Annotated in this window: 11 protein-coding genes; 8 read left to right on the top strand and 3 right to left on the bottom strand. The window is 43.5% G+C overall.

The genetic code is table 11. The features are described 5' to 3' along the window. Positions 1-74: 74 nt before the first annotated feature. The 3 genes from aroC to C1A09_RS10770 are packed head-to-tail and all read left to right on the top strand — an operon-like array spanning position 75 to position 3084. Positions 75-1151 (top strand): chorismate synthase, encoded by a 1077-nt coding sequence (gene aroC, locus C1A09_RS10780; protein ID WP_101543938.1) that lies wholly within the window; start codon positions 75-77, stop codon positions 1149-1151. A gap of 4 nt (positions 1152-1155) precedes the next feature. Then, positions 1156-2508 carry a dipeptidase gene (locus tag C1A09_RS10775; RefSeq protein WP_101543935.1) on the top strand — a complete coding sequence of 451 codons (1353 nt, stop codon included), beginning with the start codon at positions 1156-1158 and terminating at the stop codon, positions 2506-2508. Positions 2509-2526: 18 nt separating this feature from the next. Next, a complete protein-coding gene (locus C1A09_RS10770; protein ID WP_101543932.1) occupies positions 2527-3084 on the top strand; it encodes an NUDIX hydrolase in 558 nt (185 codons plus the stop codon). Here the strand turns inward: C1A09_RS10770 and C1A09_RS10765 are convergent. Then, a complete protein-coding gene (locus C1A09_RS10765) occupies positions 3063-5243 on the bottom strand; it encodes a DNA topoisomerase 3 (RefSeq protein WP_101543929.1) in 2181 nt (726 codons plus the stop codon). The genes C1A09_RS10770 and C1A09_RS10765 overlap by 22 nt on opposite strands. Positions 5244-5403: 160 nt before the next feature. On the opposite strand from C1A09_RS10765, the gene C1A09_RS10760 reads away from it, so the two are divergent. The 5 genes from C1A09_RS10760 (at position 5404) to C1A09_RS10740 (ending at position 14474) form a co-directional block, all read left to right on the top strand. Next, a complete protein-coding gene (locus C1A09_RS10760) occupies positions 5404-6780 on the top strand; it encodes a sulfatase family protein (protein ID WP_101544240.1) in 1377 nt (458 codons plus the stop codon). A gap of 276 nt (positions 6781-7056) precedes the next feature. Beyond that, positions 7057-7203, top strand: coding sequence for a hypothetical protein (locus tag C1A09_RS16350; RefSeq protein WP_158557825.1), 147 nt, complete (start codon positions 7057-7059; stop codon positions 7201-7203). Positions 7204-7420: 217 nt separating this feature from the next. Then, the gene (locus C1A09_RS10750; RefSeq protein WP_245875010.1) at positions 7421-7750 is read left to right on the top strand and encodes a hypothetical protein; all 330 of its coding nucleotides are present in this window, start codon (positions 7421-7423) and stop codon (positions 7748-7750) included. A gap of 57 nt (positions 7751-7807) precedes the next feature. After that, the gene (locus C1A09_RS10745; protein ID WP_101543923.1) at positions 7808-11848 is read left to right on the top strand and encodes a hybrid sensor histidine kinase/response regulator transcription factor; all 4041 of its coding nucleotides are present in this window, start codon (positions 7808-7810) and stop codon (positions 11846-11848) included. 172 nt (positions 11849-12020) lie between these two features. After that, positions 12021-14474 carry a DUF4962 domain-containing protein gene (locus C1A09_RS10740; RefSeq protein WP_101543921.1) on the top strand — a complete coding sequence of 818 codons (2454 nt, stop codon included), beginning with the start codon at positions 12021-12023 and terminating at the stop codon, positions 14472-14474. Positions 14475-14546: 72 nt separating this feature from the next. On the opposite strand, the gene C1A09_RS10735 is transcribed toward C1A09_RS10740, so the two are convergent. Further along, a complete protein-coding gene (locus tag C1A09_RS10735) occupies positions 14547-15428 on the bottom strand; it encodes a hypothetical protein (RefSeq protein ID WP_101543918.1) in 882 nt (293 codons plus the stop codon). Between the two features lie 133 nt (positions 15429-15561). Then, positions 15562-18144, bottom strand: a complete 2583-nt coding sequence (locus C1A09_RS10730; RefSeq protein ID WP_101543916.1) for a DUF4962 domain-containing protein — start codon at positions 18142-18144, stop codon at positions 15562-15564. Between the last annotated feature and the right edge of the window lie 52 nt (positions 18145-18196).

Genomic DNA, 18196 nt, shown 5'->3' with positions numbered 1-18196 from the left:
TAATGAGTCAAAAGCCTTTTATCCAGGTTATATTGGCACATTAACTTCATATATAAACCCTTAAAGCAATTGATATGTTCAACTCATTCGGCAATATTCTCCGCCTTACAAGTTTTGGAGAATCACACGGTAAAGGTATCGGAGGTGTAATAGATGGATTTCCGGCAGGTATTACCATTGATATGGATTTTGTACAAGCAGAACTCGATCGCCGTCGTCCCGGACAATCGCGTATCACTACCTCGCGTAAAGAATCTGACAAAGTAGAATTCCTTTCGGGTATATTCGAAGGGAAATCTACAGGTTGTCCCATTGGTTTCATCGTATGGAACGAAAACCAACACTCCAATGATTATAACAATTTGAAGGAAATTTATCGTCCCTCTCATGCCGACTATACTTATAAGGTGAAATACGGCATTCGCGATCATCGGGGAGGCGGACGTTCTTCTGCCCGTGAAACAATCTCTCGCGTGGTGGCAGGCGCATTGGCCAAAATTGCGTTAAAACAACTGGGCATACAAATCACCGCATATACGTCGCAGGTAGGCCCCATCAAATTAGAAAATAACTATACAGCGTATGATCTCGACTTAATTGAGACTAACCCGGTGCGTTGTCCCGACCCGGAAAAGGCAAAAGAAATGGAAGAACTCATCTTCAAGATAAAAGGGGAAGGCGATACTATCGGCGGTGTAGTGACATGTGTTGTCAAAGGATGCCCTATCGGTTTGGGACAACCGATTTACGGTAAACTTCAGTCCGCCCTTGCCGCCGGTATGCTCAGTATCAACGCAGCAAAAGCATTCGAATATGGCGAGGGGTTCAAAGGTCTGAAGATGAAAGGTTCGGAACAAAACGACGTATTCTATAATAATAACGGACGTATTGAAACACTTACCAACCATTCCGGAGGTATTCAAGGAGGCATCAGCAACGGACAGGACATTTATTTCCGCGTAGCCTTTAAACCGGTGGCAACGGTACTGATGGAACAACATACCGTGAATATGGATGGCATAGACACTACTCTCAAGGCACGCGGACGCCATGATCCATGCGTTTTACCCCGTGCTGTGCCTATTGTGGAAGCTATGACGGCGATGACGCTACTTGATTATTATTTGATAGACCGCACCACACAACTGTAACCTTATGGAAATAAAGAAATATATATCCGAGAACGAGCCTAAGATGCTGGAAGAGTTGTTCAGTCTTATCCGTATTCCCAGTATCAGTGCAAAACCCGAACATCATGACGATATGCTGGCATGCGCGGAACGTTGGGCGCAATTGTTGCTGGAAGCAGGAGCGGATGAGGCCCTCGTGATGCCGTCGGCAGGAAATCCGATCGTATTCGGACAAAAGATGATAGACCCGGAAGCTAAAACGGTATTGATATATGCACATTATGACGTAATGCCTGCCGAACCTTTGGAACTTTGGAAGAGTAACCCCTTTGAACCGGAGATACGCGACGGACATATCTGGGCACGCGGTGCAGATGATGACAAAGGACAATCGTTTATACAGGTAAAGGCTTTTGAGTATCTGGTAAAGAATAGCCTGCTGACTCACAATGTAAAATTCATATTTGAAGGAGAAGAAGAAATCGGTTCACCCAGTCTGGAAGGTTTCTGCAAAGAACATAAAGAGCTGCTGAAAGCAGACGTCATACTGGTTTCGGATACCAGTATGCTGGGCGCAGACCTGCCTTCACTGACCACCGGACTGCGGGGATTGGCCTATTGGGAAATAGAAGTTACCGGTCCGAACCGTGACCTGCACTCTGGACATTTCGGTGGTGCGGTGGCCAATCCGATCAATGTGCTTTGCCAAATGATAAGTAAAGTGACAGATGCCGATGGACGTATCACCGTTCCCGGTTTCTATGATGACGTGGAAGAGGTTCCGCAGGCAGAACGGGAAATGATTGCACACATCCCCTTCGACGAAGATAAATACAAAAAGGCAATCGGTGTGAAGTCTCTTTTTGGAGAAAAGGGATACAGTACGCTGGAGCGTAACAGTTGCCGTCCGTCTTTCGATGTTTGCGGCATCTGGGGCGGATATACGGGTGAAGGTTCAAAGACGGTACTCCCGTCAAAGGCATACGCCAAGGTATCGTGCCGGTTGGTTCCTCATCAGGATCATCACAAAATATCACAGTTATTTGCAGATTATATCATGAGTATTGCCCCTGATACCGTTCAGGTAAAAGTAACGCCGATGCACGGTGGGCAGGGATATGTATGTCCTATTACATTGCCCGCCTATCAGGCTGCCGAAAAGGGATTTACCAAAGCATTCGGAAAGAAACCGCTGGCGGTACGCCGTGGAGGAAGCATTCCCATCATCTCTACGTTTGAGCAAGTATTGGGTATCAAAACGGTATTGATGGGATTTGGACTGGAGTCAAACGCCATTCACTCGCCCAACGAAAATATTCCGTTGGATATTATGAGAAAAGGCATTGAAGCAGTTGTAGAGTTTCATCTGAATTACTAAAATGAAAGTTTCTTAAGTATGGAAGATCCCAATGAATCTTGGAAAGTGATTTCCAGTGAATATCTGCATAAAACACCGTGGCTCACGGTGCGCAAGGATCATGTAGTATTGCCGAACGGTAATCACATCCCTTCTTATTATATATTGGAGTATCCCGACTGGGTGAATACGATAGCCATCACACGGGAAGGCAAATTTGTCTTCATCCGCCAATACCGGCATGGTATCCGTGAAACGTCATACGAACTATGTGCGGGAGTCTGCGAAAAGGAAGATGCTTCTCCGTTAGTCTCCGCCCAACGGGAACTATTGGAAGAAACGGGCTACGGGAACGGAGAGTGGCAGGAATTTATGCAAATCTCTCCCAATCCGGGTACCCACACCAATATAACCCATTGTTTCCTGGCTACCGATGTGGAGAAAATTGCGGAGCAACACCTTGAAGATACGGAAAGCCTGACTGTACACCTGCTTACCCTCGCAGAAGTAAAGAAGTTATTACAGAATGGGGAAGTAAGGCAAGCGTTAATGGCGGCGCCACTTTGGAAATATATTTACTTAAATGCTTTACGGTAGGTACAACCGTTTTTCCATTCGGAACAACCGTAGGCTGTTTTACCTTTGATAATAGTACCTTTTCCACAGAGTGGGCAAGGCTGACCGACTAAAACATCTTGCAGAACAACAGATGGAGACGGCGTTTCGCTTTGCGTTTGCGCCGTTTTCTTTTCGGCAGTTGTTTTCCGAGGAGCTCTTTTCTTCGGTTCTTTTTTAGGTTTGTCGCCATCAGCAACCTTCACAGTAGTCGCCTTCGAGCCTTTTTCCGGGGCGGGCGCCTGTATGGTGATATGACGGTTGCTATTATCAGAGAGCACACTCATCACTACATCCGTAACCATCTGCTTCAGCTCTTCCAAGAATTGCCCGGCATTGTAAGTACATTTTTCTATCTCACGCAGTTTCTTTTCCCAGATACCCGTCAGTTCAGCGGACTTCAAGAGTTCTTCGTGGATAATTTGTACCAGTTCCACCCCCGTAGGAGTTGCTACCAAGTTCTTTTTCTCCTTACGGATATAGTTACGCTTGAACAGTGTTTCTATAATGGCGGCACGTGTGGAAGGGCGGCCGATGCCGTTCTCTTTCAGCGCGTCACGCAGTTCGTCGTTATCTACCAATTTACCTGCCGTTTCCATGGCACGCAGCAAAGTCGCCTCGGTATAAGGACGGGGCGGTTGCGTCCACTTTTCATACAAATCGGGAATATGCGGACCACTTTCGCCTACTACGAAAGCCGGAAGTACATTTTCTTCTTCTCCAATCTTTTCTTCTTTCTCTTCCTGAGATTGTGCCGACGGAGTGCCAAATACAACCCGCCACCCCGGGTCTAATATCTGCTTGCCGGTTACTTTAAATTCTATTCCTTCTACCTCACCCAATACGGTAGTCGTGGCAAACAGACAATCGGGATAGAATACGGCTATAAAACGACGGGCTATCAGGTCGAACACACGGCGTTCCATATCCGTCAAATTCTGCGGATGCTGTCCGGTGGGTATAATAGCGTGGTGATCGGTGACTTTGGAGTTATCGAAAACTTTCTTCGACTTGGGTAATGTAGTACCCGCTAATGAAGCCGTAAGAGTTTCATAATCGCGCAATCCTTTCAAGATGCCGGGACATTTGGGATAGATATCGTCACTCAGATAAGTGGTATCTACACGCGGATAAGTAGCCACCTTCTTTTCATATAATGACTGAATGGTTTTCAGCGTCTCGTCGGCAGAAAAGGCGAACTTCTTATTACATTCCACCTGCAAGGAAGTCAAGTCGAAAAGGCGAAGCGGAGCTTCCTTACCGTTTTTCTTGGTGACGTTGGTTATGGTAAAAGGGGAATTCTTGATTTGTTCGAGCAAAGACATCCCACGTTCTCTGTCCGCAATCGGTTCGATACCCCGGTTTTCCTCTTCCTTTTTGGCTTTGGCAGCAGAGGGACTCTCTTTTTGCTTCTCGGCTTCCAGTATCAGTTCTTCTTCGCTTTTCTTGAGAATGGCAGAAAAAGTAGTGTCGCGATAGACTGTTTTCAATTCCCAATATTGCTTGGGAACGAAGTTTTGTATTTCCAGTTGGCGATTTACGATGAGTGCCAATGTAGGTGTCTGTACACGCCCGATGGACAGTACCTGCCTGTTTTGCCCGTACTTCATTGTATAAAGACGGGTGGCATTCATTCCCAACAACCAGTCGCCGATGGCACGAGACAAACCCGCTTCATACAACGGTTGGAAATCGGAAGCGTCGCGCAACTTGGCAAATCCTTCCCGGATGGCTTCTTCCGTCAATGAAGAAATCCACAGACGTTTCACCGGGCAACGCGCCCCAGCTTTCTGCATCACCCAGCGTTGTATCAATTCCCCCTCTTGCCCGGCATCACCGCAGTTTATAATCATGTCGGCATGCCGCATGAGGTTCTCTATCACACTGAACTGACGCTCGTAAGTGGGATTACTGATGAGCTTAATGCCGAAACGAGGGGGGATCATAGGTAAACTCCCAAGACTCCACGACTTCCAGTTGGGTGTATATTCATGTGGTTCTTTGAGCGTACAAAGGTGACCGAATGTCCAGGTTACCTGGTATCCGTTTCCTTCGATGTATCCATCCTTCTTATCTCTCGCTCCAAGTACATCGGCTATATCACGCGCCACAGAGGGCTTTTCGGCAATACAAACTATCATTTGCTTTTTGTTGTTTTGAATGGCAAAGGTACAAAAAAGGGGGGAAAGGCAAGGAAACTTGTACAAAATTGACATTTAAATAAACATTTGGCATAGAGAAAACAGGGGAAAAGGAGTAATTTTGCCAAAGATGGAAAATGATAAATTTCAAACTAATAATATGGTAAAACAAATTTCAATGAAGCATTTGGCATGTTTTTCACTGCTATGCTCTTCTGCGGCCTCTGCCGCCGACCGTCCTAACATTATCTATATCTTCACCGACCAACACACAGCCAAAGCCATGAGTTGTGCAGGCAATCCGGATTTACACACCCCCAATCTTGACAAACTTGCCGCTGCCGGTGTGATGTTTACGAACGCTTATTGTACTTCCCCACTCAGTGGTCCTTCCCGTGGGGCAATGTTTACAGGGCATTATCCCAGTACTGCGGGGTTATCTGTAAACGGGGCAGCGATGCCTGATTCATTAAGGACACAAACACTGGGAACATTGGTAAAGAATGCCGGATACGAATGTGCCTACGGTGGCAAGTGGCATGTACCCGAACTCGATATTCCCGACAAACAATATGGTTTCGACAATATCTATAAACATAGTGATGACGGACTTGCCGAAGCTTGTGTAGAATTTCTTTCCCGCAAACACAACAAGCCTTTCTTCCTGGTGGCTTCTTACGACAATCCGCATAATGTCTGCGAATATGCACGCAGCCAAAATCTGCCTTATGGAAATATCGATACACCTGAAATACGTAATTGTCCGGGACTGCCCGCCAATTTTGCCAAGAACCCGTATGATGCCGATATCATTGAAAATGAAAGGGCCAATAATTTCAATGTCTATCCTACCGCTACTTTCACGCCGGAAGACTGGCGTATGTATCGCTACACTTACTACCGTCTGGTGGAAAAGGTGGACCGTGAAATAGGCAAGATTGTCGATGCCATTGACAAGAACAATCTTTGGAAAAATACGATTGTAATCTTTTCCAGTGATCACGGTGATGGTACCGGTGCCCACCGATGGAACCAGAAGTCGGCTTTGTATGAGGAAGTAATCAATATTCCTCTTATCATAACTTTACCCGGCAAGAAACATGCAGGCAAACAATTACCTCAACTTATCAGCAACGGGATTGATTTCTTCGCTACCATCTGCGACTGGGCAGGTGCCAAGATGCCACAAGGTGCTGTCGGCAAGTCTTTCCGTAAAGTTGTAGAAGAAGGAAATCCACAAAGTCCGCATCAGGACTATGTTATCACAGAGACCTGTTTCGATGGCAGCAAGACGAGAGGCTGGGCAGTACGTAGCGAACGATATAAATATGTCCTTTACGACAAAGGCAGACATCGTGAACAACTTTTCGACATGCAGAACGACCGGGGTGAAATGAGAAACCTCATGATGGAAAACGCTTACGAGGAAGTGGCACAAAAACATCGTGACATTCTGGAAAAATGGATGAATACTTATAAAATCCGGCCGACACGTCCGAAGTTACATGATGTTCCCGGAAAGATACTTCCCAAATAGTTAATTACTCAACAATGTATAAAGAAGAGAGATAACTTAACCAGTAATATTCTACTTTATCAATGACAGCCCAGGCAAATTCCCCCTACGAATGTCTGTAGCTGTCATTGTTGTTTATACCCACAAACTTCATACAGGATTGAAAGACAAAGATACAAAACTGAAAGTTAAATCTAACAGTACGGAATATCCCCAAAACACGATAGAAAGGAGAAAAGGACAAAAAAGTTTAATTTAGCAACAGGAAAAAGTTCAAAATAATACTATAAACTCCATATGAAAAACATTCGGAAGGAAGTTATCGGCGTCAACATCACTCTGAAAGGTAGCACCGATATCGGTATCATCACCAACATTGATGGGAAATACACCTTAATGATGTCCTTCCTGTATCCATGGGAGGGCACTCCGGTTTCCATATAGAGAAACGTCGGTTCCCATATAGAGAAACGCCCGTTCCCATGTAGAGAAACGGCAGTTCCCGCAAAAGGAAACGCGGGTTTCCATAGGGAGAAACAGCCGTTTCCTCCCATAGGAAACAAAATACTCCCGTTATATTATACAAAATCAAAGGCATTGGGCGCATCCACTTGGAAAGAAACCACGTATAAATAAACTTGACGGACAAGGCAGTCGATGGTTGAATGAAATATATTGTCACAAAAACAGGCTGGGACTATTCCGATCCCAAACATTCTACAATGCGGGATGCTTCGGCTACCGCTATCATGGCATCAGCTCTGATGGAGCTCAGTACTTAATCTGGCAAAAAACGGGAACACACAAGAACTTCATCCTGATGCATGCCACCGGAAACTTCCTTAGAAGCAGTGAGCTGGACGGATCACTCTCGTATGCCGACTATTATTTCATGGAAGGGTTACTGCGATACTTGAAGATTATCAACAAACAGAAGTTATACCAACTTCAATGTAAAGGAATAAATCTCCATTTTCATGCCATAACTTAATGATAAGTGGAGATTTATTCCCTATCTTTGTCCAACAACCACTATCAGTCATCAAATATGGTAAGATATCTTATATGCCTTATAGTAAACCTATTGTTATTACCTACTTATGCGCAGAGACCGGAACGTATCAGTTTCACCCACCTTGGCGTAAACGAAGGATTGTCACAAAACACAATATTCGACATCACCCAGGACAAACAGGGAAATATGTGGTTTGCTACTTACGACGGACTCAATAAATTTGATGGTTACGACTTCACTGTTTATCAACATGACGAGCAAAATCCACATAGTATAGGAAACGATGTTATCCGTACCTGTATCGTCGATTCACAAGGCAGATTATGGATAGGAACCGGAAAAGGCCTTTCTCTCTATGATACAGAAAAAGATCACTTCCATAATTTCTACTATCAGAAAGAAGGCAAAAAACTGCCGATATCCTCTATCGTAGAAATCAACGAAAAACGGTTGCTTCTTTTCTCGAGTAAAGAAGAAGGATTACTATTATTTGACACTGAGACACAACAATTCAACGATACTCCGCTACATGCTTCCCTCACATCTATCAAACCTTCAAGTATCAACAGGCAGGGAGACGACATTTATATAGGTAGCTTCAACGGCGCATTCGTCTATTCAATCTCACAGAAAACACTGATAAATATCATGCCTCAAATATTGGCAGGCAAACATATCCGTCCCATTTTAAAAGAGTCTCCTACCAAACTATGGGTGGGTACAGAAGGAGATGGCCTATTCCTTATTAACCCTCAGACTCATGATGTTGTCAATTTTTCCCATACTCCGGGAGAAAAAGGCGGTATCAGCTCAAACTATATCCGGGCACTTACCCTCGACTCTGAAAATAAACTGTGGGTAGGCACTATCAACTCACTGAATATTTATAATGAAAAAGATCATTCTTTTCAAAGTTATACCAGCGACTTATCGATAAGCGGTAGTTTGTCACAAACCTCTATACGGAATATCTTCATGGACTCACAGGGAGGTATGTGGTTGGGAACTTATTTCGGTGGCATAAATTATTATCATCCTTTAAAAAACCGTTTTCATAATATCCAATTCAAGACAAATGAGAATTCTTTAAACAATAGTATCGTAAACTGTATAACAGAAGAAAAAGGAAAAGGCATTTGGATAGGAACAAATAATGGTGGTTTAAATTATTATGATAAGTACACCAAATGTTTCACCTATTATACAATGAAAGACGGACTTGAATCCAATGATATCAAGGCACTCTATGTAGACGAAAAGAACAATTTAGTGTATATAGGTACACATACCGGCGGTCTTAGTATTCTACACCGCAATACAGGACGGATAGAAACACTGAATAACCGTGAAATTAAAAATATCTATGCCATTAAACCTACTCTGGACGGTGAACTGTGGTTAAGTGGTTTGAACATTCTATTGCGTTTCAATCCCCAAAACAAGATATTCACTCGTATTGAGAAGCAAGCAGACGGTCAGCCAATGACACCCGAACGAATTATGACGATATTGCGCGATAGTAAAAATCGTTTATGGTTGGGAGGTGAAAAAGGATTGGCTGTACATCAGGAAAAGAATAATGAATTGACAGCTTCTCCGGTATTACCCGCAAAATACTCCTTGAATAATAAATACGTTAACTGCATATATGAAGCGCACAATGGTATCTTCTGGATAGGAACACGTAGCGGACTTTACCGTTTTGATGAAGATAAGAAAGAAGTAAAACAATACACCACACGTCACGGACTCCCCAACAACGTGATACATGCCATTCTTGAGGACTCCTTCGGTAAACTTTGGATAAGTACCAACAAAGGACTCAGTTGCATGCAACCGGTAACGGAAAAATTCAGAAACTATATCGCTTCTGATGGCTTGCCAAGCAATCAGTTTATGGAAAATGCCGGTTACCAAACCAAAGACGGACAAATGTATTTCGGAGGTATCAACGGCATCACGACTTTCTATCCCGAACAGATGGTGGATAATCCATATATTCCACCGGTAATCATCACACATTTGCGGCTCTTCAACAAGACCGTTCAACCAGGTGACGAAACAGGAATACTGAAAAAAAACATCAGTGAAACGCACAGCATTACTTTGAGCGCCGGACAATCCATGTTCTCGCTGGACTTCGTAGTATCCAACTATATCTCAGGCGATCACAACACATTTGCATATATGCTGAAAGGCTATGACAAAGAATGGTACTACTCAAGTACGCTACGTACAGTATCCTACTCAAACCTCCCACAAGGTACTTATCTATTTTTGGTGAAAGCAGCCAACAGCGACGGCAAATGGAATGAAGTTCCTACCGAATTGGAAATCATTGTCCTACCCGTATGGTATAAAACATGGTGGGCAATCTTAGTGTTTACCATCGCATTCATTGCTATCACGATTTTCATCTTCCGTTACTTCTGGTTACGAAAAAGTATGGAAGCACAGTTACAAATGGAACGAGTGGACAAAGAACGGCTGAAAGAGGTGAACGAAATGAAGTTGCGTTTCTTCATTAACATTTCCCATGAACTACGAACCCCGCTGACTTTAATTCTAGCTCCTCTACAAGAGGTACTGGACAACGTTAGTGACCGCTGGATACACAAGCAACTGGAACACGTACAACGGAATACCACTCACCTGCTACATTTGGTAAATCAATTAATGGACTACCGACGTGCGGAGTTGGGAGTATTCGGACTTAAAGTAAAATCCAATTTCATCCACAAAGTCATTGAAAAAGATTTCTTATTCTACGACCGATTGGCCCAACGCAAAGGAATTACTTATAACTTTCATTCTAATGTAGAAGGAAGAAAAGTACTTTGCGATCCCAATTACTTGGAACTTATTGTGAATAATCTGCTTTCCAACGCCTTCAAATATACCGACGAGGGACAAAGTGTCACTGTCACTTTGAAAGAAGAGGATAATCAGTTAATACTCCAAGTAAAAGATACAGGTAACGGAATACCCATTGACAAGCAGGGAAAAATATTCGAACGTTTCTATCAAGTAGACAATGAGCATATCGGCAGTGGCATCGGTCTGTCGCTGGTACAACGTCTTGTAGAACTACATCATGGACATATCGAACTGGAAAGCCAAGAAGGTGCAGGAAGTACATTCACCATCTATCTGCCAACCAAAGAGTCTGCCTATAAACCCGAAGAAAGAGCTACAGAACAAGAGTTGAAAGAAGACCAACCTAACTACACAACTAATAATCAAGCTATGTATGTAGTCGATACGGAAATTGCTAAAGAAGAAGTTGAAACCACTGTGGACAATGAACATGAAAAAGAGCACATATTGATCGTAGAAGACAATACGGAAATCCGGCAATACCTGTGTGATGAACTCAGCAAAACCTACCACGTACTGAAAGCCGGGAATGGCGAGGAGGCATTCAGTATATTAAAAGAGCAAAAAATTGACCTGATACTAACCGATGTAATGATGCCCGTCATGAATGGTCTGCAATTATGCAAACAAATCAAGCAGAACCTGCGTACTTGTCATATTCCTGTTATCATCCTTTCTGCTAAGACCGAGATAAAGGAACAACTGGAAGGACTACAGGTAGGTGCAGATGACTACATTCCGAAACCATTCTCCATGGCGGTAATCACAGCAAAAATCAGAAACCTGTTCCGTACACGTTATCGTGCCATCGAACACTATTCCAAGTCACTGGATATCGAACCGAAAAAGATTGCGCTCAATTCCATGGATGAGGAACTACTTAAAAAAGCGGTAGAAATTATGGAGAAACATTTGGATGATGTAGAATTCTCCACTGATGAATTTGCCCGTGAAATGTGCATGAGCCGCTCCAATCTACACTTGAAATTGAAAGCTCTGACAGGAGAATCGACGAATGAATTTATCCGGAAGATGCGTTTTAACAAGGCAAGTAAACTACTGAAAGAGGGACGATACACCGTAGCGGAAATCAGTACAATGGTAGGATTTAATACACCTTCTTACTTCGCTACAAGTTTCAAAAAATACTTTGGCTGTTTACCATCAGAGTATACCAAAGGGAAAGAGATCAAGTAAATATACATAATTAAAACTATATTCAACAGAAGTGAAACAATGGTAAACTTGTTCCACTTTTTATTCAACATCAGCCTCTGTAAAAAAGGATTTTGTATCATTATCTTTACAGTAACTAAAACAGATACATCATACAAATCTAATAATTCATTAAACAAAAAGGCTGACATTTATGAATAAAACAACTTTTTTACTAGTAATTTTCACGCTCTCGTTTGTCTCCATCCATGCAAATGACCTAAAAAGCGTACATGAGTTTGTGCGTAAGACTCCCTTTCCGCAAGAAGAACATACCCTTTTCATCAATCCTACTCCTCTCATCGTACCCAAAAATATGAGAGAAGCTGACTTCTTACAATTCAACCTCTCGCCGAACAAAGACTTTACTGGTGAGGATACCATACTTTCCGAACCCTTAGCATGGTATATGTTCAATCCACATCGCAAACTAAAGCCCGGGGTGTGGTACTGGCGTTTCCGTTCAGTCAGCAATGACGGCACACAAATGGCATGGAGCAAGACTTATCAATTCACGGTAGATAAAAATACTCCTGTCTTCGTGACTCCTACGTTAGACAAGTTCATGAATAACATCCCTAAAACACACAACCGCATCTACTGCTTTCTACAAGACCAATTGCCAGAAGCACGCCGCCATTTTCGCCAACATCCCGAATATGATGAGGTAGTTGCCGAATCGCGCGATGCGTTGTCTATGGACTTCCGCAACGACACGAAAATTTACAGACAAGTCGGTCAACTGTACAAAAACACCGATAAACTACTCACAGCCTATCAGCTCTTCCAACGCGACCTCTATGCCGATAAGATGGTACAGAATGTGCGTTGTATCCTCAATGCCGATATGGATAAGAAGGTTCTCGCCAACGATTTCAATGCCGGAGACATGGCTTATGTCATGGCCTGTACTTACGAAACTTGCTATGAGCGCTTCACCCCCGACGAACGTCTGAAGATTGAGAAAATCATCCTATACATTCTCTACAAACACATGAACGGAATGATAGGCATACCGGAAAACTTTCTCTATGAAGAACACTTCTGGCAGTTCAGTATCCGCCATTTCCTTCAAGCCGCCATTGTTCTCTATGAGAAATATCCCCAAGCCAAGACCTACGTGAAATATTTCTATGAATTGTGGACTGCCCGTGCCCCGGCATCCGGTTTCAACCGTGATGGTAACTGGCACAATGGAACCTGTTACTTCAGCGCCAATGCCATTACACATTATTATGTACCTGCCCTTTTCTCATATATCACCGGATTTGACTTCTTCCAACACCCTTGGTATAAAAATGCCGGCATGGGATTACTTTACACTTGGCAACCAGGATCCATGAGCGCCGGTTTCGGTGACGGACACGAACAGACTAATCCTAAACCTTTACGCATACGTAGTGCATTTGCCGACCTTTTGGCTCGTATCACAGGTGACCCATATGCCGCCTGGTATTCTTCTGTAAACCAAGGGTATATTCGTGAGGACGAAACACGCCTTTACCGTATGGTACTAAACAAACCGCGCCCCCGGAACAGTGAACTACCCGCCGATGCTCCCAAAGCCATCTGGTTTAAAGATACCGGTGAATTGATTGCCAATTCCGACCTGAAAAATCTCAAGAATAATTTGTCACTGAGTTTCCGCTCCAGTACTTTCGGCTCCGGCAATCATACCCACTCCAATCAAAATGCTTTCAACCTGCATTATCGTGGCAAGGCGGTTTATCGTTCCATAGGCTTCTACTCCAATTATTCAGACAAGCACAACTTGCTGAATTATCGTAACACGCGTGGACACAACACACTGATGATAGATGGTATAGGCCAGGCATTCTCCCCCCAAGCTTACGGCAAAATCACCCATGCATTCAATGGTAAACATATTGCATACGCCTTGGGAGACGCTTCAAATGCCTATCGTGATACCAGTGATGTACATATGTGGCACAAAAAGATTTCACAGCAGGGGCTCTGTCAGTCGCGTGAAAATGGTTTTGGTGCCACTCCTTTAAAGAACTTCAAACGACACATCCTTTTCCTTTATCCCGATATCATAGTGATTTATGATGATCTGGAAGCCTCGAAAGCTGTAACATGGAACTGGCTGCTTCACAGTCCTGTGAAGTTCGATATCGATGGCAACAAACTTACCACCCTCAACCAGAAAGAGTATTTCTGTGCCGTAGCAGAGATTTTTAGTAACACACCCTGCACCATCGAACAGACAGATAAATATGTTGCAGATTTTGATACTACGCATGCCCAACGCGGTGAGGATTTCAGTAAAGAATGGTCACTTACCGCTAACTTTAAAAATACCAAAGCCAACCGTATTCTAACCATTATCCATGTACATAATGCAGACAAACATCCTATCAACATTGTACGTCTTGAAGGAAACAAATTCCAGATTGGCAGCTGGGTGGTCGAAGCAGAACTGAATGTCCGACATACCGCCCGGTTACAAATCAGCAATGAAAACAATGCCACTCTTTTCAGTTATGGAAGGAAAGAAATAGAAGCCGATGGAAAAAGATTTATCTGTCATGACAAAGAGACTCCCATACTATATGACCAATTTGAGGATAAATGGGAAATGAGATAAACTTTCATTTTATATATGAATCCCCTTACCCCACAAAGGAGTAGGGGGATTTAACTATTTTCCGGCGTTTAATCATCTCTCAATGAAATCCGGTTCGCCACTTATCTGTTTCACCAAAAGCTCCACTTTCTGTACTTCAACCTTAGGACCACATACCAGTAATGATACGCCTCCCTCAGCACCATCTACACCTCCTCTGGCAGTAACAAATACATCCACATCGGCAAACTCCTTTACAGCTTCTATCTCGGTGTAAATATTCCCCTCTGTCACATTCAACTTCACTGTATTATTCCGTTCGGCATGGCTACCGTTCGTTATCTTCTGAATATCGAAAAGGTCTTGCGTTGTACTCTTTTCCAAACCTACGGGACATATCCAGCGTCCTTGTCCTTTGTCAGTGTAACGACGCAAGCGAGCCACAGTACCTCCATCGGGCGCACCCGTACATACAGCAGCCTGACGTTTGGCATAGTTCACCATATTGGCGCCTTTGAATATAATGTCCTGGGGGGTCATCTTGGCAAGCGCATCCGCATAGCTCATTTCCATTATCTTTCCTTTGACCAGTATAATCTCGGAACAGCGTTTCATCCCTTTCTGAAAATCTTCTTTAGAACTGGGATAGATCCGCCCGGTAACAAAACTGCCACGTGGAGCATCAAACCCGGCAAGTTCTTCAGCAATATAGGTATTGGTAGTCCCCAAAGTAATGATAATCATTCCATTCTCCAAACGTTCACGTATATCCTTATTGGCAGCGATACCTTTGGCAATAAGGCGTTTGCCCTCACTCACAGTGAGACGAACAGTTGAAATATATTCATAATTTTTCTGCGAAAGAGTATCCATAGCCTCTTCTTCGCCCACTTGTTTCGCTCCTTTGTTCACCGGTATACAACCACCCATCAGTAGCAAAACAGTAACCAGGATTAAATACTTTGTTTTCATCATTTTTTATTAAATTAATATATAAATACTCATATCCAATTATCATCCCGAAGTATATTTTATACCTCAGACCCTTTTTCCACAAGAATGAGAATACTTCTTTATAAAGAAGAGAGCTCGAATTACTCCATGTTCCCTATATCTCCAATTCGGGTACTTGGTCTCTCAATCTCACCGTTCTCTTTCCGTCGGACACAACTGTTTCACCACCATCTTTATAAGTGATACTCGCTTCATTGCCCTTGCCCGTATTTCGCACCTCAAATGACGGAACACCTTGGATCGATACATTCGCTTGGATATTCCAATCATCCACCTGCCAACTGCCGTTCTTCAAAAGGCGGGGAGCGAATTCAGCTTCTTCGACGCCATCCTTGGCATGAGTATAGACAATGGTAGCAAAGCGATAGACTACCTGTTTGTCTGAAGTAGCCGTGAAGTGCCAGTGATTAGGATATTTCTTGAAGTTACCATCAGCATCGGCACGTAACCAATTCACCGGCTCCACGAAGAAACGGCTAGTGGTGTCGGTCTTCAGCTCGCCCGGTGCATAAATATAAGCATCGGACTGTCCGTGTTTACTGACTGCCCGCACATGTACATAGTCTTTTGCCTTATCCATTTCCATTGGATTGGTGATGGTGTGAAGCAAGTAACTCCAAGTCACAGGTTCGGAAGCTTCCAGTTCATCATATATGAAAGTATAACCGCTACTACCCAGAGTAATGATGTGACGTCGGAAAGTCTTCAATCCCGTTTCGTCCCATCCATTTTCGGGAGAATAATCCACATCATTCTGTTCACCGCGCTTCAGCCATAGGGGAGAGATAACCTTACCATAAGCATTAGACGCATCACCTAACACATAACTGATTTTATCGCTTACATAATAACGCGGTATCCAGCCATATCCCTCTGTTCCAATACGTTGTCCCATACCGTTCACCAATATACTGTTGTGGGCACGTGTGGCACGATGGCAATAAACGCTATGACGATCAACAAAGCTAATATGACGTCCGCTACTGTAAAAGAGAGGTTCTCCTGCCCAGAAGGTATTGAAAGCATTCTGGTTGGCGATGGCATGTGAAGTACTTCCATAAGGACTACTACGGAAACTGAACATGGCGCTGTTAGGAGTATTACTCAGGTCAGTAGAGAAAGAAGCTAACCCGGTTTGTGGAAATATACATCCCATAGGCATATCCTTCAGTCCCATACCGGAGGGTAGAGGCTTATGACACTGCATACGGAACCAAGCAAGTCCACCTGCCTTGGATATGCAATATTGTTGAAGTATTTCAGGCTGTTTAGCCCTGATGATACGTACGTAATCCGCTGCGTATGAGTTCCCCGTCAACTTTGCTATGGCATCGGCATAACTCACCCTAGGACCACTGGGTGTCAATACATTCTGGTGCGAACTACCGTTTCCCCCCGACTTGGAAAAAGGCGGTTGCTGATAGATAACGTAGTTAACGCTACCTTGATACCAAGGATCATCGAAGAAGTTAAAACCAGTGAGACGGGTATAGAGATAGGGTACTTCAACCAGCGTACGGATGTTGACATGAAAGTAAGAGTCTCCATTATGCCAGCCACCGTCCTTGTTCAATCCGGGGAAACGTGCCACCCACACATTATAACAATAATCTACCCATTCAGATGCTTCGGGCAGTTCACCATAAACACTGAAAGCAGCCATGGTAAATATACGTAAAGTCATCTGCCACACATGGTTGTCTGCGATATGATTTTCCAGGTTATTCTGATAGTGCTGATACATTTCACTACCATACTTCTGTATGCAGTTCAACAAATCACGGCGAAGCTTCTCATCCAGCCGATCATAGAAAACATCGTATGCCTGCGAAGCGATGGAGAGTAATGTAGCATCATTAAAGTCACCCACTACTTTTTCACTATCGCCCCAAGTAATGATTTTCATTACGCGTTTTATGGCTTCATCAGCATAATGCTCATCTTTAGTGAGTAGATAGGCACGGATCAAAATGTCAGTATTGGACTCTTCTGCGTCAATGATACGCCGACTCTCACGAGTGAGCATAGCCTCGCGCTGTTTCTCATTTTTCAATCCTTTTGCAAGATGAGTATTGATATCATCCACCGATTTCATGGGAACAACAAGTATTTTACAGGCACGACTCATAAAGGATTTACGGTCGTCAGTACCTTCACTACGTTTTCTGATACTCTCCCATTCATTCCTGTCAAGTACTACCCGGGGATGGTATTGTGGTATCTTGGCTTGCAGGATCTTTAATGACGGCGGACAAAACGTTTCAGGATTATCCTTCACCGTGAAACATAGAATTTCGCTCCAGTCCGTTTTTCCTTCAGTAATATAGCCATATTGCCAATACCATTTACCGGGGGTTAGGTTTTCGTCGGGATTGAAGAAAGGCCAACGTGTTTCTGTTTCGATGATATCACCAGCAAATGATGGAGATTTCGCATAACGTAATCTATAACGGATCCCCCCTTTTTCCCTATCAGATAAATCTTTAGGTAAAGGCCACTGAAAGGATACCTTACGGTCAGACACTATCGCATTGTTCAGCGGTAAAGAGGTTTTACGCATTTCGTGCATCAGGTTTTGTTCGGTCAACCGGATGGTCGCCTTCTCTTTGGTTTGTGCCGATGTATCCGGCATACTAATTACAAAGAGAAACATCATTAGAAATAAGATTTTGCTCATAAATGTATTTCTTAAATTAGAGAATAATAACTTTGTTTCCGTTTATACAAAA

Origin of the sequence: Bacteroides cutis, from assembly GCF_900241005.1 — a bacterium.
Lineage (GTDB): Bacteria > Bacteroidota > Bacteroidia > Bacteroidales > Bacteroidaceae > Bacteroides > Bacteroides cutis.
Note: the sequence above shows the minus strand (reverse complement) of the source record. Positions and strands in the feature narration are given on the sequence as shown.